Here is a 23,810-nt window from a genome sequence, read left to right on the forward strand (position 1 = left end):
CGCGCCCTCCAGGGCGCGCCGCGTAATGGAGTGTTTATGGCAGTCAAGGTCCTGGTGGTGGATGATTCCGGTTTCTTCCGCCGGCGTGTCTCGGAAATTCTGTCGGCGGACCCGACCATCCAGGTGGTGGGGACCGCAAGCAATGGCAAGGAGGCGATCGACCAGGCGCTGGCGCTCAAACCGGATGTCATCACCATGGACTATGAAATGCCCATGATGGATGGCATCACCGCCGTGCGTCATATCATGCAGCGGTGTCCGACGCCGGTCCTGATGTTCTCGTCCCTGACCCACGAAGGCGCCCGGGTTACCCTGGATGCCCTGGATGCCGGCGCGGTCGATTACCTGCCGAAGAACTTCGAAGACATTTCGCGCAACCCGGACAAGGTCAAGCAGATGCTCTGCGAGAAGGTGCATACGCTCTCGCGCAGCAATCGTCGACTGAGCAGCTTCGTTTCGTCCAGCCCGGTGCCTGCGGCCAGCAGTCCCGCGGCAGGCCATGGTCCTGCAGCGACCACCAGCGCCGTGGCCAGCACTCGTCCTGCCAGCGCTCCGACGCGCGCCGCGGTGCCGACGCGGCCAGCGACCTCCACGCCTGGCGCTCCCGCGCACAGCTCCCCCGCGCCCAAGCGCAAGGCTTACAAACTGGTGGCGATCGGAACCTCGACCGGAGGGCCCGTGGCCCTGCAACGAGTCCTGACCCAGTTGCCGGCCGGCTTTCCGGCGCCGCTGGTATTGATCCAGCACATGCCGGCGGCCTTTACCAAGGCATTCGCCGAACGGCTGGACAAGCTGTGCCGAATTCGCGTCAAGGAAGCCGAGGACGGCGACGTACTGCGTCCAGGCCTGGCCTTGCTGGCTCCGGGCGGCAAGCAGATGATGGTCGACGGGCGGGGCACTGTGAAGATCCTGCCCGGCGACGAACGCCTGAACTACAAGCCTTGCGTGGATATTACCTTCGGTTCGGCGGCCAAGTCCTATGGTGACAAGGTACTCTCGGTGGTGCTCACTGGCATGGGTGCCGACGGTCGCGAAGGCGCCCGGCTGCTCAAGCAGGGCGGCAGTACCGTCTGGGCCCAGGATGAAGCCAGTTGCGTGATCTATGGCATGCCTATGGCGATCGTCAAGGCCAACCTGGCCGACGCGATCTACAGCCTGGACGAGATCGGCAGGCACCTGGTCGAGGCCTGCGCCTGATGGATGTCCTTAGCCTCATCGGTCTGATCCTTGCGTTCGTCGCCATCGTGGGTGGCAACTTTCTCGAGGGTGGGCACGTTTCGGCACTGATCAACGGGCCGGCGGCGCTCATCGTACTGGGCGGCACCCTGGCGGCATCCCTGTTGCAGTCGCCCCTGAGCGCGTTCAAGCGCGCCCTGCAGATCATCGGCTGGATATTCTTCCCGCCTCGGGTCGACCTGGCGGGTGGTATCGACCGTGTCGTCAACTGGAGTCTCACCGCGCGCAAGGAAGGCTTGCTGGGCCTGGAAGGCGTGGCCGATGCCGAACCCGATCCCTATGCCCGCAAGGGCTTGCAGTTGCTGGTCGACGGCGCCGAGCCCGAGGCCATTCGCAGCATTCTCGAGGTGGATTTCCTGACCCAGGAAAACCGTGATATCCAGGCGGCCAAGGTGTTCGAGAGCATGGGCGGCTACGCGCCGACCATCGGCATCATCGGCGCGGTGATGGGGCTGATCCATGTCATGGGCAACCTGGCGGACCCGTCGCAGCTGGGCAACGGCATCGCCGTGGCTTTCGTCGCCACCATCTATGGCGTCGCCAGTGCCAACCTGATTCTGTTACCGGTTGCCAACAAGCTCAAGGCCATTGCCCTGCGTCAGTCGCGCTATCGCGAAATGCTCCTCGAAGGGTTGTTGTCGATCGCCGAAGGCGAGAACCCCCGCTCGATCGAACTGAAGCTGCAAGGCTTCATGGAGTGACCATGCGTCGTCGTCGTCATAGTGAGGAAACCGAAAATCATGAACGTTGGCTGGTATCCTACGCCGATTTCATTACCTTGCTGTTCGCCTTCTTCGTGGTCATGTACTCGATTTCGTCAGTCAACGAAGGCAAGTACAAAGTGATCTCGCAGGCGCTGCTGGGGGTCTTCAGCGATCCCGAGCGGAGCATCAAGGTTATCCCGATCGGCGACGAGCGTCCGTTGAGCGTCACTCCGGCCCAACCGCTGATCAAGGACAGCGAGCAGATCGATGCCGGGCTGGCGCAGGACAGCGATCCGCTCAAGACCATCAGCGATGATGTAAGCGATGCCTTTGGCGACCTGATCCAGTCGAATCAGATGACCGTGCGCGGCAATGAGCTGTGGGTGGAAATCGAGCTCAAGTCTTCCTTGCTGTTCGGCAGTGGCGATGCCATGCCCAGCGATGCTGCCTTCGAGATCATCGAGAAGGTGGCGAACATTCTCAAGCCATTTGCCAATCCGGTGCATGTCGAAGGTTTTACCGACAATCTGCCGATTCGTACGGCCCAGTATCCGACCAACTGGGAACTGTCCTCGGCTCGGGCAGCGAGCATTGTCCGCCTTCTTGCCATGGAGGGGGTCAACCCGGCGCGCATGGCTTCGGTGGGCTACGGCGAGTATCAGCCATTGGCCAGCAACGAGACAGCGCAGGGGCGCGCGCGCAACCGCCGGGTGGTCCTGGTGATCTCGCGTAACCTCGAGGTACGGCGCAGTCTGACCGGTAGCGGTACGGCTAATGCTCGACCCGATGCGGCATTGCGCCGGGCTGGCACACAAACTGCACCGGGTTCGGCAATACCGGCAGGGGCGGGTAATCCCGTCAATTCTCCGTCACCGACCTTTTAACCGTTCCCGGCAGGGCAGGCGGCCATCCTGGGAGGAAGCAACGCACGATGAGAGTCTGGGCAGTAGCCAATCAGAAAGGTGGCGTAGGCAAGACCACCACGACTATCGCCCTGGCCGGGTTGCTGGCCGAGGCGGGCAAGCGCGTGGTCGTGGTCGACCTCGATCCGCACGGGTCCATGACCAGTTACTTCGGGCATGACCCGGATACTTTGGAGCACAGCTGCTACGACCTGTTCGTGCACAAGGGCGCGGTGCCGGATGGCTTGCCGGGTCAGTTGCTGCTGCCGACCAGCGACCAGCGCATCTCCCTGTTGCCATCGAGCACCGCGCTGGCCGTGTTGGAGCGTCAGTCGCCCGGACAGAATGGCTTGGGCCTGGTGATCGCCAAGAGTCTGGCGCAGCTCTGGCAGGATTTCGACTTTGCCTTGATCGACAGCCCGCCGTTGCTGGGCGTGTTGATGGTCAATGCCCTGGCTGCCAGTCAGCAGTTGGTGATTCCGGTGCAGACCGAGTTCCTGGCGGTCAAGGGCCTGGAACGCATGGTCAGTACCCTGGCCATGATCAACCGTTCGCGCAAGCAGGCCTTGCCCTACCAGATCGTGCCGACGCTGTTCGATCGGCGTACCCAGGCATCGCTGGGTACCCTCAAGGTGCTGCGCGACGGCTTTGCCGAACATGTCTGGCAAGGCTACATCCCGGTCGATACCCGTTTGCGTGACGCCAGCCGTGCCGGAGTCACGCCTTCGCAGTTCGACGCCAAGAGCCGTGGCATCACGGCCTACAGGGCGCTGCTCAAGCACCTGTTGACCTATCGTTCTACATTGCAGGTGGCCTGATGACTCGACCGCAGCAGACCGCGCTTCGCCCGCAGATGGCCCTACAGTCCTATCTTGATGGCCTGTTGCAGGAGGCGACCGAGACGTTCGAGGCGCCCCTGGACAAGCCGGTCGTCGAAATGCTGCCGGAGCTGTCGGTCGAAGCGGCTGCGCCTGACGAATTCCAGGCCGCCGTACTGGAGGAGCAGGTCCGTGACGCTCGACGCGAGCAGGCCCCTGCGCCTCAGGTGGCAGCGTTCGCCGAGCCTTCGCCCGTCCTGCTACCCAGTATCCTGCCCGTGGCCGACCCAGTGGTCGCGGTGGTCGATAGCGAAGTGGTTGCCGAGGCGAGCATCCCGGTGCTGGTCGATGTCGAGAAGTCGATACCCGTCGAGCCTTTGGCCGAAGTGCATAGACCCGCCGTGCCTAACGGGCCTCTGTTGCCGGCGACCCCCGATGGGCGTCCGGCCTGGGCGGCAGAACCCTTCGAGTGCCTGCTGTTCGATGTCGCCGGCCTGACCCTGGCCGTGCCCCTGGTGTGCCTCGGTTCGATTTACCCCCTGGCCGGCCAGGACTTGACGCCTCTGTTCGGTCAGCCGGACTGGTTTTTGGGCATCCTGACCTGCCAGGCCGGTAACCTGAAGGTCCTCGATACCGCGCGCTGGGTCATGCCGGATCGTTATCGCGAGGATTTTCGGCAGGGCCTGCAGTACGTGATTTCGGTACAAGGATATGAGTGGGGGCTGGCGGTGCATCAGGTCAGCCGTTCGCTACGCCTGGACCCGGACGAGATCAAGTGGCGCAGCCAGCGTGGCCAACGGCCCTGGCTGGCCGGCACCGTGATCGAACACATGTGCGCGCTGCTCGATGTCGCCGAACTGGCCGAACTGATCGCCAGTGGTGCCGTCAAGCAGATGCACGTTAAACATCAATAAGCCGAATACACCGCCAAGCGCGGATTTTGAGGGTAGGGGAATGAAGAAATCGTCTGCACAGGGTTCCGAAGATCCGGTCCTGCAGTGGGTAACCTTCCGCCTGGACAACGAGTCCTATGGCATCAATGTGATGCAGGTGCAGGAAGTGCTGCGCTATACCGAAATCGCGCCAGTACCGGGTGCGCCGAGCTATGTGCTGGGTATCATCAACCTGCGTGGTAACGTGGTCACGGTCATCGATACCCGTCAGCGTTTCGGCTTGATGCCCACCGAGGTCACCGACAACACGCGCATCGTCATCATCGAGGCCGACAAACAGGTGGTGGGGATCATGGTCGACAGCGTGGCCGAGGTGGTCTACCTGCGCCAGTCGGAGATCGAGACCGCGCCGAACGTCGGCAACGAGGAGTCGGCCAAGTTCATCCAGGGCGTCTGCAACAAGAACGGCGAGCTGCTGATCCTGGTGGAGCTGGACAAGATGATGTCCGAGGAAGAGTGGTACGAGCTGGAGAACATCTGAGTTGATCTTCGAGGTTGCAGTCATCTTCCTGGCGTTGCTCTGGGCGTTGAGCCTGTGGTTCTTCCTCAACTACAGCAAGCGTCAACGCGAGCTGACCGAGCAGCAGGCAGTAGGCGACGCGCTGCGTGACCGCCGCATAAAGGACCTGGCCAAGCGCCTGGACGATTACCAGAACGGTACGGTGCGCATGGGCGAGGCCTTGCATGAGCTGCGGATTCTGGTCGAGCCCTTGCCGGAAAAGATCCAGCAGATCGAGCAGCGCGACCCCAAGACGCTGACGTTCAACCAGGCGGCGAAGCTGGTGAGCATGGGCGCTAGTGCCGAGGAGCTGGCCCAGTCCTGCGGCCTGACCCGAGCCGAAGCGCAGTTGATGAGCAAGTTGCATCGCGCTGAATGAGAAAGGGCGACCGTACGGTCGCCCTTTGACATTGGGGCACGGCTCCCTGGCGACGTGTGATCAGGCCGGCGCCCTGTCAGGCCGGTTGTCGTCCTGTGTCGCTGAGACTGCCTTCGATGACCTGTTTGTTGCAGGCGGTGATGAAAGCGATCTTGGCAGACAGACGATGGCCGTCCAGGTGTTTCCAGTAATCGCGGGAAGTGAGCGAGATGGTCCAGCACAAAGCGGACGCCAGATGCATTGACGTAAAAGTGGGCATAGCAGGCACTCTGTGCAGTCAAGGAGCAAGGAGAGTCCCAAGCAGATACGAGCGCGAGCGGTACATAGAGCAACACCCGCACGCCATGTGCAAATGGTCTTCAGTTGCGTAGCCAACTGTGCGCCTGGCCCATCTTTGCCACCTGATCCAACGGTACATGCTCGCGCAGGGTCTGGATGAACATGCGCAGGTTGATGACGCTGTGCACGTCATGCAGAGGGCAGACCAACAGATTGCAGACCTCGCGCAGTTGTCGCAGCCAGGGCAGGCGCCGGTCGATCACGTCATTGAGCATGCCCGGGCCGGTCAGCTGATTGAGGCGTCGGGCATACGCGTCATGCTTGACGGGGTTACCGTCGAGGTCGTCCCGGGCCGCGTAGAACCCTGGATCGAGCCTGTAGCGATTACGGATTTCTTCGGAAATGGCATCCAGGGTTGGGTTGTCCGGATGGCTGCCGATGCTGCTGCTGTTGAACTTGATATACATGCCCATCTGATCGTTCGATACCGGCGGTGCCAGTACCAGTCCATCGGCCGTGGTGGACAGCTCGCGTCTGGCCAGGGGCGGTACGCTCGAACCGGGCGAGGTGCTCAAGAGCAGTCGATCGTCGGCATCCAGATAGAGGCCGCCGAAGTGATTGAGCAGTCGATAGCGGAGGATGTCGGAGGCTGACGCGAAATGGGTGCCTCGACCGCCGTCGCCCACCAGGGCGGCCTGATACTGGGCAAAGTAAGGGGATTGGGCAAAATCCTGATAGAAGGCCTCGTCTTCCAAAGGCAGAACGGTCAGCCGGGGCGCGCGCGCGCGAAGCACGCTCAGGTTGCGCTGGTAGACGCTGGGGTCCTGACGTGACAGGAACAGCTGATACTGGTAGTCGGTCTGTTCCAGCGCCCGGGCATTGTGCTCGAGCGCCTCGAGGAATTCTTCATCGATGTTCAGATTGCCTACCCACAGGTTGGAGATGATCCTCGGAATCGGCGTACGCGCCAAGGCACTGTAGAAGGCAAAGTCGATTGGCAGTTCGACCTGGATGCCGATTGCACGCAAGGTTGCCATTCGTTGTTCGTCCGTCACCGTCCGCGTGCTGTCCTCCAGCCTGGTGAGGCTGGTCGTATTGCCTGGGTTGACGATCCAGCGGGTTGGATCTTCGAGTTTTACATCCTTGAGCTTGATGAAACTGTCGCTACCCATCTCGTATTCGACCCATTCGCTGACCAGGCCGGCCTCATCCGTGAACCAGGCAGCGAAGCGATGCAGCAGGTTCTCGTCGATTCTGACGACCAGCGATGTCAGGTCGGAAGACAGCTGCTGGTCATCCCGAAATGCAGCCTGTGCGGGTAGCAGTTCGATATCCGTTATCGGCACCGTGCCCGCGGACGGGCCCTCCAGGAACTCGCGCAGCTTGAGCGGGGTGAAAAAACCAGGCTTGCGGTAGCAAAATACAGAGAACGATTCGCGTGCCGCAGTACCCGCCACCGGAATAGCGTTCAGCAGGCCGAACGTCTGCATCTCCAGGCTTTGGGCTTTCTCCTCGAGGGACCGACCGTTTATGGCTTGATCGAGCCCCAGGCTGAATTGGGCAAGGCCACCGATGACCAGCAACGGCGTAAGTTCGGGCACCGCCACCACCAGCGGCAGCAGGATGCCGGTGGCCACGGTGAGATAGCTGCTCCATTTCAGCTTGTCGATGTGGTGGTTGGTGACGATCTGACCGTCGGCATCCTCATAGGAGCGCTGCTTGTGACGCAGGGCAAGGTATTCGAAAAGGTCGTCCGTGATCGCAGGGCTGTATTCGTCCGCTTTGTAATTGACAATGAATTTCGGGTCCCAGACACCGCTGGTGGCGAAGCCTTCGTGCTGAACGGAAAACCGGTGGGGCTTGGGGAACAGGCCCAGGCCGGTGAGGGCGGTACGTGCGCCGCTGTAGTCCAGCCCGTCGGGTCGGTCGCCTGGCGTGAAATGCTGCAGCAAGGCATCGCGTCGCGCGGGGTCCTGGCACTGCACGGCGAACCAGTGTTTCATGTCCGACTCGTTGGCGAACTCGTGTATCGGTGAAGCGTTGCCGGGAATGTAGAGCAGGAGGTAATCGCTACCCACGCGCTTCAGGCACAGGATCGAGGTCGTGGTATAGCCATAGACATTCAACGACGAAGCCTTCACCCATCGTTCGCCGTCAGGGATGAGCCCTGCGGCCAGCCAGGCAATGCGACGTCCCTGGTCGGACAGACTACCTTCACGTACTTGTTTGTTGCAGGCGGCGATGAACCCGATCTTCAGAGCTCGTTGATACTGGGCCAGACCGTTCTGCCAATAGGTGTCCAGGGCCTGTTTGAACTGGTGATGGAAGTGCAGGCCCCAGATGAACCCCTGGAACTCTTCGGCGCGAATGTCCAGTCGGGTAGCAGGGCCGTATTCCACAGGCTGCACGCGTCGATACAGGCCATTGAAGGTCAGGTAGGGCGAGGCGTTCGACGATGCGTCGGCGGGCTCTAGTCGGTTGACCAGGCGCACGGCCTGCGTGGGTGCAAGTCCTGCCCAATCGCCGAAATGAAACCCACCATAGCCCGAAGCCGGCTCGCCTTGCCAATTGCCGAGCAGAGCTTCCACCAGGTTCATTTTTTGGGTGACGACCGCGTTTTCACGGTAATGGCTGCGTCCTTCGCCCAGTACCTCGGACTGGTAATGAAGGGTTACCACATCGATGTCTCGTGGGTTGAGCGTCACGTTGCGTTGACGCAACCAGTCTTCGAGCAACGCTTGGGCCTGCGTGTCGGGTCTGGGGAAATCCTTCAGGGCCTCGCGGATCAGGTGCGGGTTCGGGGCAGGTAGGGTCATGTGTCGCACTCCGTGTCTGGAAAAGACACAGGGTCGGCCGCCTCGACATCGGGAATGCGTTAGATATTGCTCTTGTCGAATGGCAACCGAGGGGCCGACGGCGTCACATCGCGCTCGCCAGGCGTGCTGTCGACGAAGCCGTCCGGAACCTTGCCGCGCAGTTGCCAGGCAAAGGCAATGATCTCGGCGATGGTCAGGTAAAGCGCTTCGGGGATCTGCTCGCCCAACTCCAGTCGTGCCAGCAACCGCACCAGCTCGGCGTTCTCGTAGATCGGGACTTCGTGCTCGCGGGCCAGGGCCAGGATGGCTTCGGCCAGGGTGTCTTCGCCCTTGGCACTGACGGTAGGCGCGTCCAGCCCGTCGTAACTCAAGGCAATGGCTTGTCGGCTGTGCTTGTCGGTCATGCGGTTTCATCCACCCAGCGTTGCTCCAGTCGTGTCGTCGGCCCTTGCGGTGGCGTGCCGGCATGGCAGGCCAGATCGCCGACATCAAGGCCGCGCGACAGCAGGCGTTTGCGCAGCTCCCCTAGGTGGCTGTCGATCAACTGCGCGGTGGACGGTCGCTCGGCCCACAACTGGCCGGACAGCTTGCCTTGGATGAGTTGCGCCTGGACCTGCAGCGGGCCGATCGGCGGCAGGTCGAAGGCCAACTCGATACGCCACAGGGCCGTGAGCGGATCACGCGAGTCGCGCTGCGAGTCCTCCTGCTGACGCGGCGTCTCCTCGCGTTGCAGCTTGACCTGCAGCGGCACGAAATCCGGACCTTGGCGTACGGGGATCTCCGTCTGCCAGGTGGTTTGCACGTTGCCGTTCTCGGCGGTGCCGGTTTGTTGCAAGCTAGCCAGCTGATGACTTTGCAGACGAGAAATTGCCGCGGCCGCAAGACGCAGCAAGTGTTGCAGGTCGTCTTCGCCTTCCAGGCTCTGCAATAGACGCGAGGGTAGGGGGAAACTCCCTGGCGGTGGCCGAGGCCCGACCTGTCCGAGCATGCCCAGGGCATGGCGCACGAAGCCAGGCAGCGCCTGGGCCAAGGTACCAGCGGTCGCCGCCGAGGCGAGCATGGAATTGCTCGGTACACCGGGTAGCAGCTGCGCCGCCAGGCGCCCGAGTTGCGCCTTGAAGTCGCTGCCCATGCCGCCGGGCAGTCCTCCCAGCAGCTTGGCCTCGAAGAAAGCCCCGCTGTTGCCCAAAGCCTGCGCCAGGCCCTTGGCATCGCTGAGCTGGCGAGCATCCGGCAAGCCAGCCAACAGTTGCTCGGCGCTGGCGCGCAGCGAGCCGTGGGAGGCGCCGTTGTCCTGTATCTGCTGCAAGGCGGCCAGCAGCCCGGGCAGGGACGCCTGGCGACCTTGCTGGGCCAGCAGTTGCTGCGCGATTGCGAGTTGATCCTGACGTCCGCTCAACGGCACGAAACGCAACGACTGATCGCCTTGTACCAAGGCAGTGAGCAGGCTGCCCACCGGCAAGGAGCGCGGACTATCGATGCTAAGCGTGGCGCCGGCCTGGGCGCTGTTGAGCAGGCTTACCAGGGCGCGAAAGGTCGTTGGTTCTCCGGGGCTTCCTGGCAAGGGTTGGCTGGTCATGACCTTGCCTTGCAATAACGTGCCTATCGGGAGCTGGCTGGTGTCCAGGCGGGACAGCGCAACGTCGCGGCGGTTGGCGACCTGCTGGATCAGCAGATTGGAGCTGTCCAGCGGCTGGCTGACGAGCAATTGGCTACCTTGGAGCAACGGCTGATTGCCGCTGGTCTGCACCTGGGCCTGGGCACCATTGGCCAAGGTCAGACGCAGGACCATCTGGAAATCCTGACCTACTTGGCGCAGAGACATGACCTCGGCCCTGGCGCTTTCACCCGCGGGTAGCAACCCGGACTGCGGTTGCAGCAGGCGCAGCAGCTCGCCGGTCATGGCAGCCTTGCCCGCTTGCGGATTGACCGCCGCTTGCGCGCCAAGACTATTGATTTCGGTCATGATTGTATACAACCTATGGAGCCAGCATTCTTGGCAATGGGACATCGTATGTATAATGCCGGCCGTCCCTCCGGCCAAGCGACCTGGCACCCACCGGGCTGTCCGTCATTGCCAGTATAACGGCAGGTTGGAAGGCGACTTGAGACCGCTACCGCATAAGGCGAAACCGTGACCTTTCATCTCCAAGCCGTGGGCCTGGCCTGCGAGCGCGACTGGCGCATGTTGTTCGAGCATCTGGACTTGCAATTGCACCCTGGCGACATGCTGCAGGTCAGCGGCCCCAATGGCAGCGGCAAGACCAGCCTGCTACGGCTCCTGGCCGGATTGATGCAGCCAACCGCCGGGCAGCTCCTGCTCGATGAACGTCCGTTGGCGGAGCAGCGCCAGGTCCTGGCCGCCCTGTTGCTGTGGATCGGCCATGCCGCCGGGATCAAGGACCTGCTGACCGCTCAGGAGAATCTGTCGTGGTTGTGCGCCCTGCACCGGCCCGCCACCCTCGAGGCGATCGACGGCGCCCTGGCCGCCGTGGGGCTGCGGGGCTTCGAGGATGTCCCCTGTCATACGCTTTCGGCGGGCCAGCAGCGTCGTGTCGCCCTGGCTCGGTTGTACCTCGACAGCCCGCCGCTGTGGATCCTCGACGAACCGTTCACGGCGCTCGACAAGGAGGGTGTGGCGCAGCTGGAAGCTCACCTGGCGGCGCACTGCGAAGGCGGCGGGACGGTGGTCCTGACCACTCACCACAGCCTCCAGCGCAAGCCGACCGGCTATCGTGAACTGAATCTGGGGCAATGGGCCGCATGAGTGTTTTCGCCCTGCTGTTGAAACGCGAAGCTCGGCTGTTGTTTCGACGCCCCGCCGAACTCGCCAACCCGCTGGTATTCTTCGCCATCGTCGTGGCCATGTTTCCGTTGGCCGTAGGCCCCGAGTCGCAATTGTTGCAAACCTTATCACCGGGCCTGGTCTGGGTCGCTGCGCTGCTGGCGGTGCTGCTGTCGCTCGACGGGCTGTTTCGCAGCGATTTCGAGGATGGCTCGCTGGAGCAGTGGCTGCTGTCGTCCTACCCCTTGCCGCTGCTGGTATTGGCCAAGGTCCTGGCGCACTGGATCTTTTCGGGCCTGGCACTGGTATTGTTGGCACCATTGCTTGCGCTGATGCTCGGTCTGCCTTCGGCCTGCCTGCCGGTCCTCCTGGGCTCGCTGTTGCTTGGCACTCCTGTTCTCAGTCTGCTGGGCGCAGTAGGCGCGGCCCTTACCGTAGGCCTCAAGCGCGGAGGGCTATTGCTGGCGCTGTTGATCCTGCCGTTGTATATCCCTGTCTTGATTCTGGGCAGTGGGGCCTTGCAGGCGGCGTTGCAATCGATGCCGGCGACCGGCCATCTGCTCTGGCTCGCCAGCCTCGCCGCCCTGGCTGTAACCCTGGCACCCTTTGCAATAGCGGCCGGCCTGAAGATCAGCGTCGGCGAATAACGAGGTCTGGGCGCTAAGCCCAGCAAAGACCCTTGGATGCACCGTGATGAAAATAAGCTGGACGTGGTTCCACAAGCTGGGTTCACCCAAATGGTTTTATGCCATCAGTGGCCGCCTGTTGCCGTGGCTGACCCTCTGCGCCGTGGCGTTGCTCCTGGTGGGCATGACCTGGGGCCTGGCCTTCGCGCCACAGGACTACCAGCAGGGCAACAGCTTCCGGATCATCTATATCCATGTGCCGGCGGCCATGCTGGCGCAGTCCTGCTACGTGATGCTGGCGGTGGTGGGCGTGGTCGGGCTGGTGTGGAAGATGAAGATCGCCGACGTGGCCTTGCAGTGCGCTGCGCCCATTGGCGCCTGGATGACTGCCGTGGCGCTGCTCACCGGCGCCATCTGGGGCAAGCCGACCTGGGGCAGCTGGTGGGTGTGGGATGCCCGACTGACGTCCATGCTCATCCTCCTTTTCCTGTACTTCGGCATCATTGCGCTCGGCCAGGCGATCAGCAATCGTGACAGCGCCGGCAAGGCCTGCGCGGTCCTGGCGATCGTCGGCGTGGTGAATATCCCGATCATCAAGTATTCGGTGGAGTGGTGGAACACCTTGCACCAGGGCGCCACTTTCACCCTCACTGAGAAGCCGGCCATGCCGGCGGAAATGTGGCTGCCCTTGTTGCTCACGGCATTGGGCTTCTACTGCTTCTTCGGCGCTGTGCTGTTGCTGCGCATGCGCCTCGAAGTGCTCAAGCGCGAGGCGCGCGCCAGTTGGGTCAGGGATGAAGTGTTGAACTGCCTGGGTCGGGAGACGACACGATGAGCTTCGCCTCGTTCAGTGATTTCCTTGCGATGGGCCATCACGGCCTGTACGTCTGGTCGGCGTATGGTATCTGCCTGGCGGTACTGGCGATCAATGTCGCCGCGCCACTCCTGGCGCGCCGTCGCTACCTGCAAGAAGAGGCGCGACGTCTGCGCCGGGAGAAGAACCAGTGAACCCGCAGCGCAAGAAACGTCTTTTGCTCATCGTTGCCCTGCTGGTCGGGGTCGGTATCGCGCTTGGCCTCGCGCTCAGCGCCCTGCAGCAGAACATCAACCTGTTCTACACCCCGACCCAGATCGCCAACGGCGAGGCGCCTCTGGATACCCGCATCCGCGCCGGTGGCATGGTCGAGAAGGGGTCCGTGCGACGGTCCGGCGACTCGCTCGACGTGCGCTTCGTGGTCACAGACTTCAACAAATCGGTCCCGATCACCTACCGCGGTATTCTTCCCGACCTGTTCCGCGAAGGGCAGGGCATCGTCGCCCTCGGCAAGCTCAATGCCGCGGGAGAGGTGGTAGCCGACGAGGTGCTGGCCAAGCACGATGAGAAATACATGCCGCCCGAGGTCACCAAGGCCCTGAAGGAGAGTGGTCAGGCCGCCAGCGGCCAGGAGCGGCAACCATGAATGCCGCGCTGGTAGTACCCGAGCTCGGCCAGTTGGCGATGATCCTGGCCATTTGCTTCGCCACCGTCCAGGCCACCTTGCCCTTGATCGGCGCCTGGCGTGGAGACAGCCTGTGGATGGGGCTGGCGCGTCCGGCCGCGTGGGGGCAGTTCGCCTTCCTGGCTTTCGCCTTCGGCTGCCTCGCCCATGCCTTCCTCACCGACAATTTCTCGGTCGCCTATGTGGCCAGCAACTCCAACAGCGCCTTGCCGTGGTACTACAAGTTCAGTGCGGTGTGGGGCGCGCATGAGGGCTCGCTGCTGCTCTGGGCGATGATCCTGGGCGGCTGGACCTTCGCCGTCTCGGTGTTCTCCCGCCAGCTGCCGCAGGTGATGCTGGCGCGAGTCCTGGCGGTCATGGGGATGATCAGCGTGGGTTTCCTGTCCTTCCTGATCATCACCTCCAACCCGTTCCAGCGTCTGCTGCCCCAGGTGCCCGCCAATGGCCGCGACCTCAATCCGCTGTTGCAGGACTTCGGCCTGATCGTCCATCCACCCATGTTATACATGGGCTATGTGGGGTTTTCGGTGGCCTTTGCATTCGCCATCGCGGCCTTGCTCGGCGGCCGCCTGGACGCCGCCTGGGCCCGCTGGTCGAGACCCTGGACCATCGTCGCCTGGGCATTCCTCGGGGTCGGTATCACCCTGGGCTCCTGGTGGGCCTACTACGAGCTGGGCTGGGGCGGCTGGTGGTTCTGGGATCCGGTGGAAAATGCCTCGTTCATGCCCTGGCTGGTGGGTACCGCGCTGATCCATTCGCTGGCGGTGACGGAAAAGCGCGGGGTCTTCAAGAGCTGGACGGTGCTGCTGGCCATCGCCGCATTTTCCCTCAGCCTGCTGGGTACCTTCCTGGTGCGCTCGGGCGTGCTCACTTCGGTGCATGCCTTTGCCGCCGATCCCTCGCGTGGCGTGTTCATCCTGATCTTCCTGCTGTTCGTGGTCGGCGGCTCGCTGACCCTGTTCGCCCTGCGCGCGCCCGTGGTCAAGAGTCAGGTGGGCTTCGCGCTGTGGTCCCGTGAGACGCTGCTGCTGGCCAACAATCTGGTCCTGGTGGTGGCCGCTTCGATGATCCTGCTCGGCACCCTCTATCCGTTGGTGCTCGATGCCCTGACCGGGGCCAAGCTGTCGGTTGGCCCGCCCTACTTCGACGCGCTTTTCCTGCCGCTCATGGCGCTGCTGATGCTGGTGCTCGGTATCGGTGTGGTGGTGCGCTGGAAAGACACCCCACGAGCCTGGCTGGCCAGCATGCTGACCCCGGTGCTGGTGGGCAGCGCGATCCTGGCGCCGTTGGCGGGCCTGATCGTCGATGACTTCGATTGGCCGATCCTGACCACTTTCGCCCTGGCCGCGTGGGTCGTGCTGGGCGGTGCGCGCGATATCGTCGACAAGACTCGTCACAAGGGGCTAGCCAAAGGACTGCGAGGTCTGAGCCGCAGTTACTGGGGCATGCAGGTGGCGCACCTGGGCCTGGCGGTGTGCGCCCTGGGCGTGGTGCTGTCGAGCAACAACAGCGCCGAGCGCGATCTGCGCATGGCGCCGGGCGATACGGTCGAGTTGGGCGGCTATCACTTCCGGTTCGACGGCGCGAAGCATTACGAGGGGCCCAACTTCATTTCCGACAAAGGTACCGTGCGTGTGATTCGCGACGGGCGTGAAATCAGTGTGCTGCACCCGGAAAAACGTCTGTACACGGTGCAGCAATCGATGATGACCGAGGCCGGTATCGATGCAGGTTTCACCCGCGACCTCTACGTTGCCCTGGGCGAGCCGCTGGAAAATGGCGCCTGGGCGGTGCGTGTGCATGTCAAACCCTATGTCCGCTGGATCTGGCTGGGCGGTCTGCTGACCGGGCTGGGCGGGTTTCTCGCGGCATTCGACCGGCGCTATCGCGTCAAGGTCAAGGCCCGGGTACGTGATGTCCTGGGCATGTCTGGAGCAACTGCATGAAGCGTTGGATCATGGTAGTGCCGCTGATGGTGTTTCTGCTGCTGGCGGTGGTTCTTTACAAAGGGCTGTTCCTCAAGCCTGACGAGCTGCCGTCGGCGATGATCGGCAAGCCGTTCCCGGCGTTTTCGTTGGCATCGGTGCAAGGCGAGCGCACGCTATCCCGGGCCGATCTGCTTGGTCGACCGGCGCTGGTCAATGTGTGGGGCACCTGGTGTCCTTCGTGCAAGGTCGAGCATCCCTACCTGAACCAGCTAGCGGAGCAGGGCGTGGTGATCCACGGCATCAACTACAAGGATGACAATGCCGCCGCGCTGAAGTGGCTGGCGGAGTTTCACAATCCCTATCAACTGGGCATCCGCGACGAGCAGGGCACCTTGGGCCTGGACCTGGGGGTTTATGGCGCGCCGGAGACTTTCCTGATCGACGCCCAAGGGGTGATTCGCTACAGGCATGTGGGCGTCGTCGACGCGACGGTCTGGCGCGAGCAGCTGGCGCCCTTGTACCAGGGGCTGGTCGACGAGGCCCGCCCATGAAGCGCTGGCTGGCAGCCCTGGTGCTCGGGCTGGGTATCGGCAACCTGGCCCAGGCAGCCATCGATACCTACCAGTTCGCGGACGAGGCGGAGCGTGAGCGCTACCGCGAACTGACCAAGGAACTGCGCTGCCCCAAGTGCCAGAACCAGGACATCGCCGATTCGAATGCGCCGATCGCCGCCGACCTGCGTCGGGAAATCTTCCGCATGCTGGGCGAGGGCAAGAGCAACCAGCAAATCATCGACTTCATGGTCGACCGCTATGGCGATTTCGTGCGCTACAAACCTGCTCTGAATGGACGCACCTGGCTGCTCTGGTTCGGTCCTGGCGTGCTCCTGGCCGGGGGCTTCGTGGTCCTGGCCGTGATCGTCCGGCGCCGTCGCGGCCAGGCGGTCGGGGATGACGACAGGTTGTCGGTCGAAGAACGCGAGCGTCTCGCCAAGCTGCTGGACAGGGAACAGAATCATGATTGATCTTTGGCTGGGTGCCGGCCTGATGTTGCTGATGGCGCTCGGGTTCCTGCTGGTGCCCGTGCTGCGTGGCCGTCGCCAGCAGATGGAAGAGGACCGTACCGCCCTCAACGTCGCGCTTTATCAGGAGCGGGTAGGCGAATTGACCGCGCAACAGCAGGCGGGCGCGCTGGACGCCGAGCAATTGGCCAAGGGGCGCGACGAAGCTGCCCGGGAGCTGCTCGCCGATACCGAGAGCGTCGAAGCGCCACGTCCGGAAACCCTTGGCAAGGCGCTGCCGCTCCTGGCGGCGGTGCTGGTGCCGATCCTCGGTCTGGGTCTGTACCTGCATTTCGGCGCTGCCGACAAGGTCGAACTGACTCGCGAGTTCGCCGAAGCCCCGAAGAACCTGCAAGACCTGACGCATCGCCTGGAGCAGGTCGTGCAGGCCCAGCCTGAATCGGCCGAAGGCCTGTACTTCCTGGGCCGCGCCTATATGTCCGAGCAGCGTCCCCAGGACGCGGCCAAGGCGTTCGAGCGCGCCGCGGCGCTTTCCGGTCGAGAGCCCGCGCTGCTCGGGCAGTGGGCCCAGGCGCTGTACTTCGCCAATGACAAACGCTGGAACCCGCAGGTACAGGCGCTTACCGACGAAGCCTTGCAAGCCGACCCCAAAGAGGTAACCAGCCTGGGCTTGCTGGGCATCGCCGCGTTCGAAGGCGAGCGTTATCAGGAGGCTATCGACTATTGGACGCGCCTGCTGGCCCAGTTGCCCGAAGGCGACGCCTCGCGAGCCGCCTTGCAGGGCGGCATCGACCGCGCCGCGCAAAGGCTGGACGCGACCGCTGGCAAGGTCGTCGAACAAGTCAGGCTCAAGGTACGGGTCGAGCTGGCTGCCGCGCTCGAGGGCAAGGTCGAGCCTGGCGACACGGTGTTCATCTTCGCGCGTGCCGTCAATGGCCCGCCCATGCCGCTGGCCGCCAAGCGCGTGACCGTGGCGCAATTGCCGATCGAAGTCGAGTTGAGCGACGCCGATGCCATGATGGCGCAGATGAAACTGTCCGACTTCCCGCAAGTCCAACTGGTTGCACGCGTTTCCCGTGCCGGCCAGCCGACCCAAGGCGAATGGATCGGCCACGGCACGCCGTTGGCGATCCGCACGCAGACGCTTCAGCACTTGACCATTGACCGACCTGATTCCCGAGAGAACCGACCATGAACAGCACCCTCCGCCTGACCCTGATCACCCTTGCATTGGGGCTGAGTGCGTGTACGGTGCAGCAGCCGGTCGAGCAACCACAGCCCCCTCTGGAGACCACCCCGCCATCAGGGCCGGTGGTCAAGCCGCTGCCCAGCAGCAAGCCTAAACCGCCCGCCAAACCGGCTGTCACGCCCAAGCCCATGCCGCGCACCTCCGCCAGCTTCGCGCCGCCACCAGGCGGGGCCAGCCATTGGGATCCGCGCCTGGGGGTCTATGTGCTGGAGAAGCAGACCAATACGTTCTATCGCCAGCGTACCTACTATCGCTGGGCCAACGGCTGGAGTTGGTCGGTGAGCCCGGACGGTCCTTGGCAGGAAACCGACAGCAGCGGCGTCCCTGGCGGTCTCGGCCGGGCTTTTGCGCAATAGCCGAGCCGCGCATAATGCCCCTTCGCATGGAGCCGGAGGTGGCATGAACAAGACAGTCCTGGTACTGGTGGAAACCGTAGACGACTACCTGCCGTTGCTGGAACAGGCGGGTTACCGCCTGGTCCGCGCTCAGTCGCAGGCCCTGCGTGCGCAGGCCATCGAGCGTGAGGCCGAGCGGATCGACGCGGTATTGACCCGTGGTCCGCTCGGGCTCACGGCCGCCGAGATCGGCGCGTTACCCAGTCTGCGCATCATTTGCGTCATCGGCGCTGGCTACGAGCAGGTCGACCTGGCGGCCGCCGCGGCCAAAGGCATCATGGTTACCAATGGCGCGGGCGCCAATGCCACCGCCGTGGCCGACCATGCCATGGCCATGCTGCTGGCATTGCTGCGCGACATCCCTCGCGCCGATGCCAGCATGCGGTGGGGAGAGTGGAACCGTGTCATCAGCCCGTCCGTATCTGGCAAGCGGCTGGGCATTCTCGGTCTTGGCGCCGTCGGCCAAGCCATTGCCAAGCGCGCGGCCCTGGGTTTCGACATGCCGATCAGCTACCACAGCCGAACCCCTCGCGAGGGCGTGGCCTATACCTGGTACGACAGCCCCCTGCGCCTTGCCGAGGCGGTGGATATCCTGGTGGTCGCCACCCCGGGGGGTGCCGATACGCGCCATCTGGTCGATGCCGAGGTATTGCAGGCCTTGGGCGCTAAGGGTTATCTGGTCAACATCGCGCGTGCCAGCGTGGTGGATAGCGCGGCACTCGTCCTGGCCTTGCAGCGAGGCACTCTCGCGGGCGCCGCGCTGGATGTCTTCGATGACGAGCCCAACGTGCCCGACACACTCAAGGCCTTGAACAACACTGTGCTGACGCCCCACGTCGCAGGCCAATCCCCGGAGGCCGCGCGCGATACCGTGACCTTGGTGCTGCGCAACCTGCAGGCCTTCTTCGCAGGCGAGCCTGTGCTGACGCCGGTAAGATGAGCATGGCCTTCACGCAGACTTGCCACGGCCGCTCATTCCTGAGAAAAGGGCGCTTTTGGCAACCGTTCAGGAACCCCCAGGCATGAGTAAAGACCTGCAGATCATCGATATCCAGAAAGGCGACGGCAAGACCGCGGTCAAGGGCGCGCTGATCACCACCCAGTACACCGGCTGGCTGGACGACGGCAGCGAATTCGACTCCTCGTGGTCGCGAGGCAAGCCCTTCCAGTGCGTGATAGGAACGGGGCGGGTGATCAAGGGCTGGGACCAGGGCATCCTTGGGATGAAAGTGGGCGGCAAGCGCAAGCTGCTGGTGCCCGCGCACCTGGGGTACGGCGAACGCACGATGGGGCGTATCCCCGCGAATGCCGACCTGACGTTCGAGATCGAATTGCTGGAAGTGCTGACGCGGGAGGATTGAATGGTCCCTGTAGGATCAGCGGTGTGCGGAAGCCGGTCTTTGGGGGTTGCGGTTTTCTACCGAGCCTGGGGCCTCGTCGCGGGGCAAGCCCGCTCGCCAGTGGAGCGGCCTCGTCACGGCATGTACCAGTGGTGAGCGGGCTTGCCCCGCGACGAGGCCCCAGGTTTCACCCTGAGTTCGAGGGCTGATGAACAGGCTTCAGTCTCTGAAATTCGATACTTCCCTTGGCTGACTGGCATTGGCCTTGGGACTGCCTTAATTTGGTAACACGGCACGACTAGATTCAATCGGGCTCAAGGAAGAGAGCCAGGAAGGAACTTCGTGGGTCGATCGGACTCGAACACCCGCGCGCTGCAGCGGACGCGGCGCCTTACATCGATGCCTCGCGGCCCCCAGCCGCGGGGTTTTCAGGTCAGCCTGAACTTCAATTGCCGCATGAGTCCACCGCCATGAAAATGCCTCTGTTCATTCGCCGCCATCGTCCCTGGCTCCTGGGTACCCTGGCTGCGTGCGCGCTCGCTCCGCTGGCCATGCAGGTCCTCGAAAGCCGCGCGGCGCCCGTGGATGGCACTCAGACGCTGGTCTTCCTGCGGCACGCCGAAAAGCCGGGTGAAGGCCTTGGCCAACTCAACTGCCAGGGCCTGAACAGGGCGATAGACCTGGCGACGATTCTGCCCGAGAAATTCGGCAATGCCGATTATGTCTTCGCCGCCAACCCATCGCGGCATGTCGAGGAAGGTAGCCAGGACAATAGCTACAGCTATATTCGTCCGCTGATGACCATCAGTCCGAGTGCCATCAGCCAGGGCCTGCCCGTCAACATCGATTTTGGCGCAAACGACTACGAGGATCTGGCCGAGGAGCTGCTGAAGGACAAATACCGTAACGCCACGGTCTATACCGCCTGGTCCCACGGCTACCTGCCAGACTTGATCAACGCGGTGGCCGGCAAGGCGCTGGGCGAGAAGCAGGTCATCACCGACGACTGGAATGGCAGCGACTTCGACTCGCTCTACGTGCTGACCCTGACCTGGCGCGATGGCAAGGCCAGCCTGCTCAGCCGCAACGTTCGGCAAGGCCTCGATGGCGGCGAGCACGCCTGTCCGACCTGAGCCCCCGCGCTCGCTCCCAGGTTGCCGTTACCGGCGGCCCTAGCGACTTGGACGCAAGGGCCAGCCAAGCACTTTCTTCGCCCGCGGCGCGGCATAGGTGCGTACCTTGGACGTCGCCAGCCCCAGCCGTACCAGCGATTCGGCGACCGTCACCGCGGCGCTTACGCCATCGACCACCGGCACACCGGTGCGCTGACGGATCTGTTCGTCCAGCCCCGCCATGCCGCCGCAACCCAGGCAAATCACTTCGGCCTTGTCCTCCCTGACGGCTCGCTCCGCCTGATCGACAATGGCCTCGACGGCACGCCGCGGATCTTCCTCCAGTTCGAGGACCGCCAGGCCGCTGGCGCGCACCGACGCGCAGCGGTCGTACAAGCCCGATAGCTTGAGACGATCCTCGATCAGCGGCACGGTGCGGTCCAGGGTGGTGACCACCGAATAGGCGTGGCCCAGGTACATGGCTGTACTCGCGGCTGCGTCGGTGATGTCCACCACTGGCACCTGCAGAAGCTCCTGCAAACCTTCGCGGCCATGCTCGCCGTAGCCGGCCTGGATCACCGCATCGAAGGGCTGGTCGTAGGACATCACGCGATCCATCACGGCGATGGCGGCCAGGTAGCTCTCGAAATTGCCTTCGACCGATTCGGCACCGAACCAGGGCGTGAGGCCGACGATCTCCGTACCGGGTGCGGCAACGCTGCGCGCCTGTTCGGCGATGGCCTCGGTAATGGCTTCGGTGGTGTTGACGTTGACGACAAGAATACGCATGAACGCTCCGTAATCAGTGGCTGCTATGGTCGACGGCGATGCACTCGCCGCTGACATCGATGAAGGTACGCTGACGCGGCGCGATCAGCAGGTAGACGGCGGCTGCGATGCCTGCGCCGATCAGCCAGGAAAACGGCGCGACGCTGTGGAAGTGCGGTATCAGGGCCAGGACGATGGCCAGCAGGGCGGCCGGCAAGAACGCTGCCACGGCGCGCAGGTTGATGCCTCGGTTGTAGTAATAGGCGCCCTCGGGGTCTTCGCTGTAGAGCTCGGGCACATTGATCTGACCTTTGCGCAGCAACCAGTAGTCGGCCATGATCACCCCGTACAGCGGGCCCAGCAACGCGCCGAGGCCCGACAGGAAGTAGACGATCACCAACGGGCTGTTGTAGAGGTTCCAAGGCAGGATCAGCACGGCCAGGGTGGCGCTGATCAGGCCGGCCCGACGGAAGTTCAGGTGGCGTGGCGCCAGGTTGCTGAGCACGAAGGCCGGCGCGACGAAGTTGGCCATGATGTTCACCGCCACGGTGACGATGAGGAAGGCCAGGCAACCCAGGACAAGGAAGGGGGTGCTGGGGATGCTGGCGATGATCTGCGTAGGGCTGTCGATGATCTGGCCGTTGATCTGGAACTGCGCTCCGCAGAGCACCACGGTGATCATGGCGAACACCAGGATGTTGACCGGCAGACCCCAGAAGTTGCCGACCCGAATGGTCTTGCGGCAGGGGGAGGAACGGGCGAAGTCGCAGAAATTCAGCACCAGGGTGCCGTAGATAGCCAGCCACAAGGCGCCGCCGGCAAAGATGTTGCGCCACATCTCGTATCCGACCAGGGGTTCGCTGACCGACCAGGCAATGCGAGCATCGGCCTGGAAGTACATCCATGCGGCCAGGCTCGAGACGGTGAGCAGGATTACGGGGCCGGCAAAAGCCTCGTAGCGGCGGACCATCTCCATGCCATAGGCCAGGATCACCAGCTGCACCAGCCAGATCGCCACGAACGAGACCCAGCCCAGGCTCGACAGACCGAGCAGGCTGTCGTGGTCGTAGGCGGCCAGTTGTGGCCAGGCGGCGGTCAGGAGTACGCGCAGTACCACCGATGCCAGATAGGTCTGGATGCCGAACCAGGCAATGGCGATCACCGCACGGATCAGGGCTGGAATCTGCGCGCCGTGGATACCGAAGGCGATACGACTGATGACCGGAAAGGGTACGCCGGTCTTGTGCCCCATGTAGCCGGACAGGTTCATGAAGAAGTACACCAGCGCCGCGCCGATCGCCAGCGACATCAGGATCTGCCAGCCTCCCAGCCCCAAGGCGAACAAGCCCATGGCGAAGGAGTAATTGGCGATGTTGTGCACGTCGTTGGTCCATAGCGCGAAGATGCTGTAGCGGCCCCAACGGCGGCCTTCCAGTCGGGTAGGAGCAAGGTCGCGATTGTGCAGGCGCGGGCTCAATACACAGGGTGAAGGCTGGGTGTCCAGAGTGGAGGAGGGGGTGCTGGCAACGGGAACTTCAGGGGCAAGGTTGAGGCTGGTACTCATTCCGGCAGGCTCCTGATGCGTATGGACTGCGATGAGCGGGCTTGCGCACGGGCTCGCCATCTCGTCGGTGCAGGCGTTGGCATCACTGGGTTCTGGGCGCTACGGCCTGCAGAAACAGGCGTGCGGTTATTGTGTATTTATGTTTTGCAAAACTTGTATACAAAACATGAACGCAGTGAAGCTAGATCCATGCCATGAAACGGCGAAAGAGGCGATCAGAAAATTTTCTATTCCTCTAATTTCTTAGATAAGCGTATGAAATCAAATATTTTTAAATTGACAGGTCGGACAGGTTTAAAATTTTTCAGGCTTTCCTTGCTGATCGATTGGTCAACTTAATCAAAGTCTTAGGTGTAACCAAGCGGTGCATCGATTTGAAAAGTGCACACAAAAATGGCACCTAAGGTTACATTTGTGTGTACAGAATTTAATCAGACTTGATTCATCGGAGGAAGCCGACGCCTTACCGATGTCTTTTTGATGATGGAGGTGTTGGTCTCTGCCATGACGTTGATCTTGTCCAGCAGGATATCGAGCTGTTCCATTGAACGTACGTGCAGGCGGGCGATGAAGCAGTCTTCTCCTGTCACCTTGTCGCACTCGGTGAACTCCGGTGTCGCGATTATCTGCCGCTCTACCTCCTGCAGCTGGCCAGGCAACGGCCGGATGCGCACGATGGCTTGCAGCTGGTAACCGAAGCAGCGTGGGTCGATATCGACGATGTAACCGCGCAACACCCCTCGTTCCTCCAGGCGGCGCAATCGCTCGCTGACACTCGGCGCGGACAGGCCGCTGATCTGCGCCAGCGCCTTGAGCGAGCGCCGTGAGTCTTCCATCAGGGCATTGATCAACAGCTGGTCGATGGCGTCGGTCATGATGCTCTCGTCAGGTAATTTCGGGAATCTGCCTTGATAATAAAGGCCTTGGTTGCGTTCTG

At 62.8% G+C, this 23,810-nt stretch carries 27 protein-coding genes; 20 read left to right on the forward strand and 7 right to left on the reverse strand.

Annotated features, from left to right (window positions below):
• Positions 1 to 36: 36 nt before the first annotated feature.
• The 7 genes from G7009_RS03585 to G7009_RS03615 are packed head-to-tail and all read left to right on the forward strand — an operon-like array spanning position 37 to position 5,491.
• Positions 37 to 1,197, forward strand: coding sequence for a protein-glutamate methylesterase/protein-glutamine glutaminase (locus tag G7009_RS03585; protein ID WP_181128591.1), 1,161 nt, complete (start codon positions 37 to 39; stop codon positions 1,195 to 1,197).
• Positions 1,197 to 1,937 (forward strand): flagellar motor protein, encoded by a 741-nt coding sequence (locus G7009_RS03590; RefSeq protein ID WP_181128592.1) that lies wholly within the window; start codon positions 1,197 to 1,199, stop codon positions 1,935 to 1,937. The genes G7009_RS03585 and G7009_RS03590 overlap by 1 nt, the downstream gene beginning before the upstream one ends.
• Positions 1,938 to 1,939: 2 nt before the next feature.
• Positions 1,940 to 2,824 (forward strand): flagellar motor protein MotD, encoded by an 885-nt coding sequence (gene motD, locus G7009_RS03595; protein WP_181128593.1) that lies wholly within the window; start codon positions 1,940 to 1,942, stop codon positions 2,822 to 2,824.
• A gap of 47 nt (positions 2,825 to 2,871) precedes the next feature.
• Positions 2,872 to 3,660: a ParA family protein gene (locus G7009_RS03600; RefSeq protein ID WP_181128594.1), complete on the forward strand. Its 789-nt coding sequence runs from the start codon at positions 2,872 to 2,874 to the stop codon at positions 3,658 to 3,660.
• Entirely contained in the window at positions 3,660 to 4,574 is a 915-nt protein-coding gene (locus tag G7009_RS03605; RefSeq protein ID WP_181128595.1) for a CheW domain-containing protein, read from the forward strand. The genes G7009_RS03600 and G7009_RS03605 overlap by 1 nt, the downstream gene beginning before the upstream one ends.
• A 40-nt stretch (positions 4,575 to 4,614) precedes the next feature.
• Positions 4,615 to 5,094 carry a chemotaxis protein CheW gene (locus tag G7009_RS03610; protein ID WP_181128596.1) on the forward strand — a complete coding sequence of 160 codons (480 nt, stop codon included), beginning with the start codon at positions 4,615 to 4,617 and terminating at the stop codon, positions 5,092 to 5,094.
• A gap of 1 nt (position 5,095) precedes the next feature.
• Positions 5,096 to 5,491 (forward strand): DUF2802 domain-containing protein, encoded by a 396-nt coding sequence (locus tag G7009_RS03615; protein ID WP_181128597.1) that lies wholly within the window; start codon positions 5,096 to 5,098, stop codon positions 5,489 to 5,491.
• Positions 5,492 to 5,567: 76 nt separating this feature from the next.
• Here the strand turns inward: G7009_RS03615 and G7009_RS03620 are convergent, their stop codons facing one another.
• From G7009_RS03620 to fliK, 4 genes are all read right to left on the reverse strand, one after another.
• On the reverse strand, positions 5,568 to 5,750 hold the full coding sequence (locus G7009_RS03620) for a hypothetical protein (protein ID WP_181128598.1): 183 nt from the start codon (positions 5,748 to 5,750) through the stop codon (positions 5,568 to 5,570).
• A gap of 100 nt (positions 5,751 to 5,850) precedes the next feature.
• A complete protein-coding gene (locus G7009_RS03625; RefSeq protein ID WP_181128599.1) occupies positions 5,851 to 8,586 on the reverse strand; it encodes a dermonecrotic toxin domain-containing protein in 2,736 nt (911 codons plus the stop codon).
• Between the two features lie 59 nt (positions 8,587 to 8,645).
• Positions 8,646 to 8,990 (reverse strand): EscU/YscU/HrcU family type III secretion system export apparatus switch protein, encoded by a 345-nt coding sequence (locus G7009_RS03630; RefSeq protein ID WP_181128600.1) that lies wholly within the window; start codon positions 8,988 to 8,990, stop codon positions 8,646 to 8,648.
• Positions 8,987 to 10,552: a flagellar hook-length control protein FliK gene (fliK, locus tag G7009_RS03635; protein ID WP_181128601.1), complete on the reverse strand. Its 1,566-nt coding sequence runs from the start codon at positions 10,550 to 10,552 to the stop codon at positions 8,987 to 8,989. Before fliK ends, G7009_RS03630 begins: the two co-directional genes overlap by 4 nt.
• 168 nt (positions 10,553 to 10,720) lie before the next feature.
• Here fliK and ccmA point away from each other — a divergent pair, with 168 nt between their 5' ends.
• From ccmA to G7009_RS03700, 13 genes are all read left to right on the forward strand, one after another.
• Positions 10,721 to 11,353: a cytochrome c biogenesis heme-transporting ATPase CcmA gene (gene ccmA, locus G7009_RS03640; protein ID WP_181128602.1), complete on the forward strand. Its 633-nt coding sequence runs from the start codon at positions 10,721 to 10,723 to the stop codon at positions 11,351 to 11,353.
• Complete coding sequence (gene ccmB / locus G7009_RS03645; protein ID WP_181128603.1) at positions 11,350 to 12,018, forward strand: heme exporter protein CcmB; 669 nt, start codon at positions 11,350 to 11,352, stop codon at positions 12,016 to 12,018. The genes ccmA and ccmB overlap by 4 nt, the downstream gene beginning before the upstream one ends.
• A gap of 46 nt (positions 12,019 to 12,064) precedes the next feature.
• Entirely contained in the window at positions 12,065 to 12,832 is a 768-nt protein-coding gene (locus tag G7009_RS03650) for a heme ABC transporter permease (RefSeq protein ID WP_181128604.1), read from the forward strand.
• Complete coding sequence (gene ccmD, locus G7009_RS03655) at positions 12,829 to 13,005, forward strand: heme exporter protein CcmD (RefSeq protein ID WP_181128605.1); 177 nt, start codon at positions 12,829 to 12,831, stop codon at positions 13,003 to 13,005. The genes G7009_RS03650 and ccmD overlap by 4 nt, the downstream gene beginning before the upstream one ends.
• Positions 13,002 to 13,457, forward strand: a complete 456-nt coding sequence (gene ccmE, locus G7009_RS03660) for a cytochrome c maturation protein CcmE (RefSeq protein ID WP_181128606.1) — start codon at positions 13,002 to 13,004, stop codon at positions 13,455 to 13,457. Before ccmD ends, ccmE begins: the two co-directional genes overlap by 4 nt.
• Positions 13,454 to 15,442: a heme lyase CcmF/NrfE family subunit gene (locus G7009_RS03665; protein ID WP_181128607.1), complete on the forward strand. Its 1,989-nt coding sequence runs from the start codon at positions 13,454 to 13,456 to the stop codon at positions 15,440 to 15,442. The genes ccmE and G7009_RS03665 overlap by 4 nt, the downstream gene beginning before the upstream one ends.
• The gene (locus G7009_RS03670; protein WP_181128608.1) at positions 15,439 to 15,975 is read left to right on the forward strand and encodes a DsbE family thiol:disulfide interchange protein; all 537 of its coding nucleotides are present in this window, start codon (positions 15,439 to 15,441) and stop codon (positions 15,973 to 15,975) included. Before G7009_RS03665 ends, G7009_RS03670 begins: the two co-directional genes overlap by 4 nt.
• Complete coding sequence (locus tag G7009_RS03675) at positions 15,972 to 16,448, forward strand: cytochrome c-type biogenesis protein (RefSeq protein WP_181128609.1); 477 nt, start codon at positions 15,972 to 15,974, stop codon at positions 16,446 to 16,448. Before G7009_RS03670 ends, G7009_RS03675 begins: the two co-directional genes overlap by 4 nt.
• Positions 16,441 to 17,640 carry a c-type cytochrome biogenesis protein CcmI gene (gene ccmI / locus G7009_RS03680; RefSeq protein ID WP_181128610.1) on the forward strand — a complete coding sequence of 400 codons (1,200 nt, stop codon included), beginning with the start codon at positions 16,441 to 16,443 and terminating at the stop codon, positions 17,638 to 17,640. Before G7009_RS03675 ends, ccmI begins: the two co-directional genes overlap by 8 nt.
• A complete protein-coding gene (locus tag G7009_RS03685; protein WP_181128611.1) occupies positions 17,637 to 18,050 on the forward strand; it encodes a hypothetical protein in 414 nt (137 codons plus the stop codon). The genes ccmI and G7009_RS03685 overlap by 4 nt, the downstream gene beginning before the upstream one ends.
• A 43-nt stretch (positions 18,051 to 18,093) precedes the next feature.
• Positions 18,094 to 19,029: a 2-hydroxyacid dehydrogenase gene (locus tag G7009_RS03690; protein ID WP_181128612.1), complete on the forward strand. Its 936-nt coding sequence runs from the start codon at positions 18,094 to 18,096 to the stop codon at positions 19,027 to 19,029.
• An 82-nt stretch (positions 19,030 to 19,111) separates the two neighbouring features.
• Positions 19,112 to 19,450, forward strand: coding sequence for an FKBP-type peptidyl-prolyl cis-trans isomerase (locus G7009_RS03695; RefSeq protein WP_181128613.1), 339 nt, complete (start codon positions 19,112 to 19,114; stop codon positions 19,448 to 19,450).
• 449 nt (positions 19,451 to 19,899) lie between these two features.
• On the forward strand, positions 19,900 to 20,562 hold the full coding sequence (locus G7009_RS03700; protein ID WP_181128614.1) for a histidine phosphatase family protein: 663 nt from the start codon (positions 19,900 to 19,902) through the stop codon (positions 20,560 to 20,562).
• A 39-nt stretch (positions 20,563 to 20,601) separates the two neighbouring features.
• Here G7009_RS03700 and G7009_RS03705 read toward each other — a convergent pair whose 3' ends face one another.
• From G7009_RS03705 to G7009_RS03715, 3 genes are all read right to left on the reverse strand, one after another.
• Positions 20,602 to 21,330 carry an aspartate/glutamate racemase family protein gene (locus tag G7009_RS03705; protein WP_181128615.1) on the reverse strand — a complete coding sequence of 243 codons (729 nt, stop codon included), beginning with the start codon at positions 21,328 to 21,330 and terminating at the stop codon, positions 20,602 to 20,604.
• Between the two features lie 13 nt (positions 21,331 to 21,343).
• Complete coding sequence (locus G7009_RS03710) at positions 21,344 to 22,873, reverse strand: NCS1 family nucleobase:cation symporter-1 (protein ID WP_181128616.1); 1,530 nt, start codon at positions 22,871 to 22,873, stop codon at positions 21,344 to 21,346.
• 431 nt (positions 22,874 to 23,304) lie between these two features.
• Positions 23,305 to 23,748, reverse strand: a complete 444-nt coding sequence (locus G7009_RS03715) for an Lrp/AsnC family transcriptional regulator (protein ID WP_181128617.1) — start codon at positions 23,746 to 23,748, stop codon at positions 23,305 to 23,307.
• Between the last annotated feature and the right edge of the window lie 62 nt (positions 23,749 to 23,810).

The sequence above is a fragment of the Pseudomonas capeferrum genome, assembly GCF_013523055.1.
GTDB lineage: Bacteria > Pseudomonadota > Gammaproteobacteria > Pseudomonadales > Pseudomonadaceae > Aquipseudomonas > Aquipseudomonas capeferrum_A.

Excerpts from the sequence above, each read along its gene's own strand:
- ccmD (WP_181128605.1), top strand. The coding sequence starts at position 12,829 with ATGAGCTTCGCCTCGTTCAGTGATTTCCTTGCGATGGGCCATCACGGC.
- fliK (WP_181128601.1), bottom strand. The coding sequence starts at position 10,552 with ATGACCGAAATCAATAGTCTTGGCGCGCAAGCGGCGGTCAATCCGCAA.
- G7009_RS03695 (WP_181128613.1), top strand. The coding sequence starts at position 19,112 with ATGAGTAAAGACCTGCAGATCATCGATATCCAGAAAGGCGACGGCAAG.
- G7009_RS03675 (WP_181128609.1), top strand. The coding sequence starts at position 15,972 with ATGAAGCGCTGGCTGGCAGCCCTGGTGCTCGGGCTGGGTATCGGCAAC.
- ccmI (WP_181128610.1), top strand. The coding sequence starts at position 16,441 with ATGATTGATCTTTGGCTGGGTGCCGGCCTGATGTTGCTGATGGCGCTC.
- G7009_RS03700 (WP_181128614.1), top strand. The coding sequence starts at position 19,900 with ATGAAAATGCCTCTGTTCATTCGCCGCCATCGTCCCTGGCTCCTGGGT.
- G7009_RS03605 (WP_181128595.1), top strand. The coding sequence starts at position 3,660 with ATGACTCGACCGCAGCAGACCGCGCTTCGCCCGCAGATGGCCCTACAG.
- G7009_RS03585 (WP_181128591.1), top strand. The coding sequence starts at position 37 with ATGGCAGTCAAGGTCCTGGTGGTGGATGATTCCGGTTTCTTCCGCCGG.
- G7009_RS03590 (WP_181128592.1), top strand. The coding sequence starts at position 1,197 with ATGGATGTCCTTAGCCTCATCGGTCTGATCCTTGCGTTCGTCGCCATC.
- G7009_RS03600 (WP_181128594.1), top strand. The coding sequence starts at position 2,872 with ATGAGAGTCTGGGCAGTAGCCAATCAGAAAGGTGGCGTAGGCAAGACC.
- G7009_RS03710 (WP_181128616.1), bottom strand. The coding sequence starts at position 22,873 with ATGAGTACCAGCCTCAACCTTGCCCCTGAAGTTCCCGTTGCCAGCACC.
- G7009_RS03685 (WP_181128611.1), top strand. The coding sequence starts at position 17,637 with ATGAACAGCACCCTCCGCCTGACCCTGATCACCCTTGCATTGGGGCTG.
- G7009_RS03620 (WP_181128598.1), bottom strand. The coding sequence starts at position 5,750 with ATGCCCACTTTTACGTCAATGCATCTGGCGTCCGCTTTGTGCTGGACC.
- G7009_RS03650 (WP_181128604.1), top strand. The coding sequence starts at position 12,065 with ATGAAAATAAGCTGGACGTGGTTCCACAAGCTGGGTTCACCCAAATGG.
- G7009_RS03715 (WP_181128617.1), bottom strand. The coding sequence starts at position 23,748 with ATGACCGACGCCATCGACCAGCTGTTGATCAATGCCCTGATGGAAGAC.
- motD (WP_181128593.1), top strand. The coding sequence starts at position 1,940 with ATGCGTCGTCGTCGTCATAGTGAGGAAACCGAAAATCATGAACGTTGG.
- G7009_RS03705 (WP_181128615.1), bottom strand. The coding sequence starts at position 21,330 with ATGCGTATTCTTGTCGTCAACGTCAACACCACCGAAGCCATTACCGAG.
- G7009_RS03670 (WP_181128608.1), top strand. The coding sequence starts at position 15,439 with ATGAAGCGTTGGATCATGGTAGTGCCGCTGATGGTGTTTCTGCTGCTG.
- ccmB (WP_181128603.1), top strand. The coding sequence starts at position 11,350 with ATGAGTGTTTTCGCCCTGCTGTTGAAACGCGAAGCTCGGCTGTTGTTT.
- G7009_RS03610 (WP_181128596.1), top strand. The coding sequence starts at position 4,615 with ATGAAGAAATCGTCTGCACAGGGTTCCGAAGATCCGGTCCTGCAGTGG.
- G7009_RS03630 (WP_181128600.1), bottom strand. The coding sequence starts at position 8,990 with ATGACCGACAAGCACAGCCGACAAGCCATTGCCTTGAGTTACGACGGG.
- G7009_RS03625 (WP_181128599.1), bottom strand. The coding sequence starts at position 8,586 with ATGACCCTACCTGCCCCGAACCCGCACCTGATCCGCGAGGCCCTGAAG.
- G7009_RS03665 (WP_181128607.1), top strand. The coding sequence starts at position 13,454 with ATGAATGCCGCGCTGGTAGTACCCGAGCTCGGCCAGTTGGCGATGATC.
- G7009_RS03690 (WP_181128612.1), top strand. The coding sequence starts at position 18,094 with ATGAACAAGACAGTCCTGGTACTGGTGGAAACCGTAGACGACTACCTG.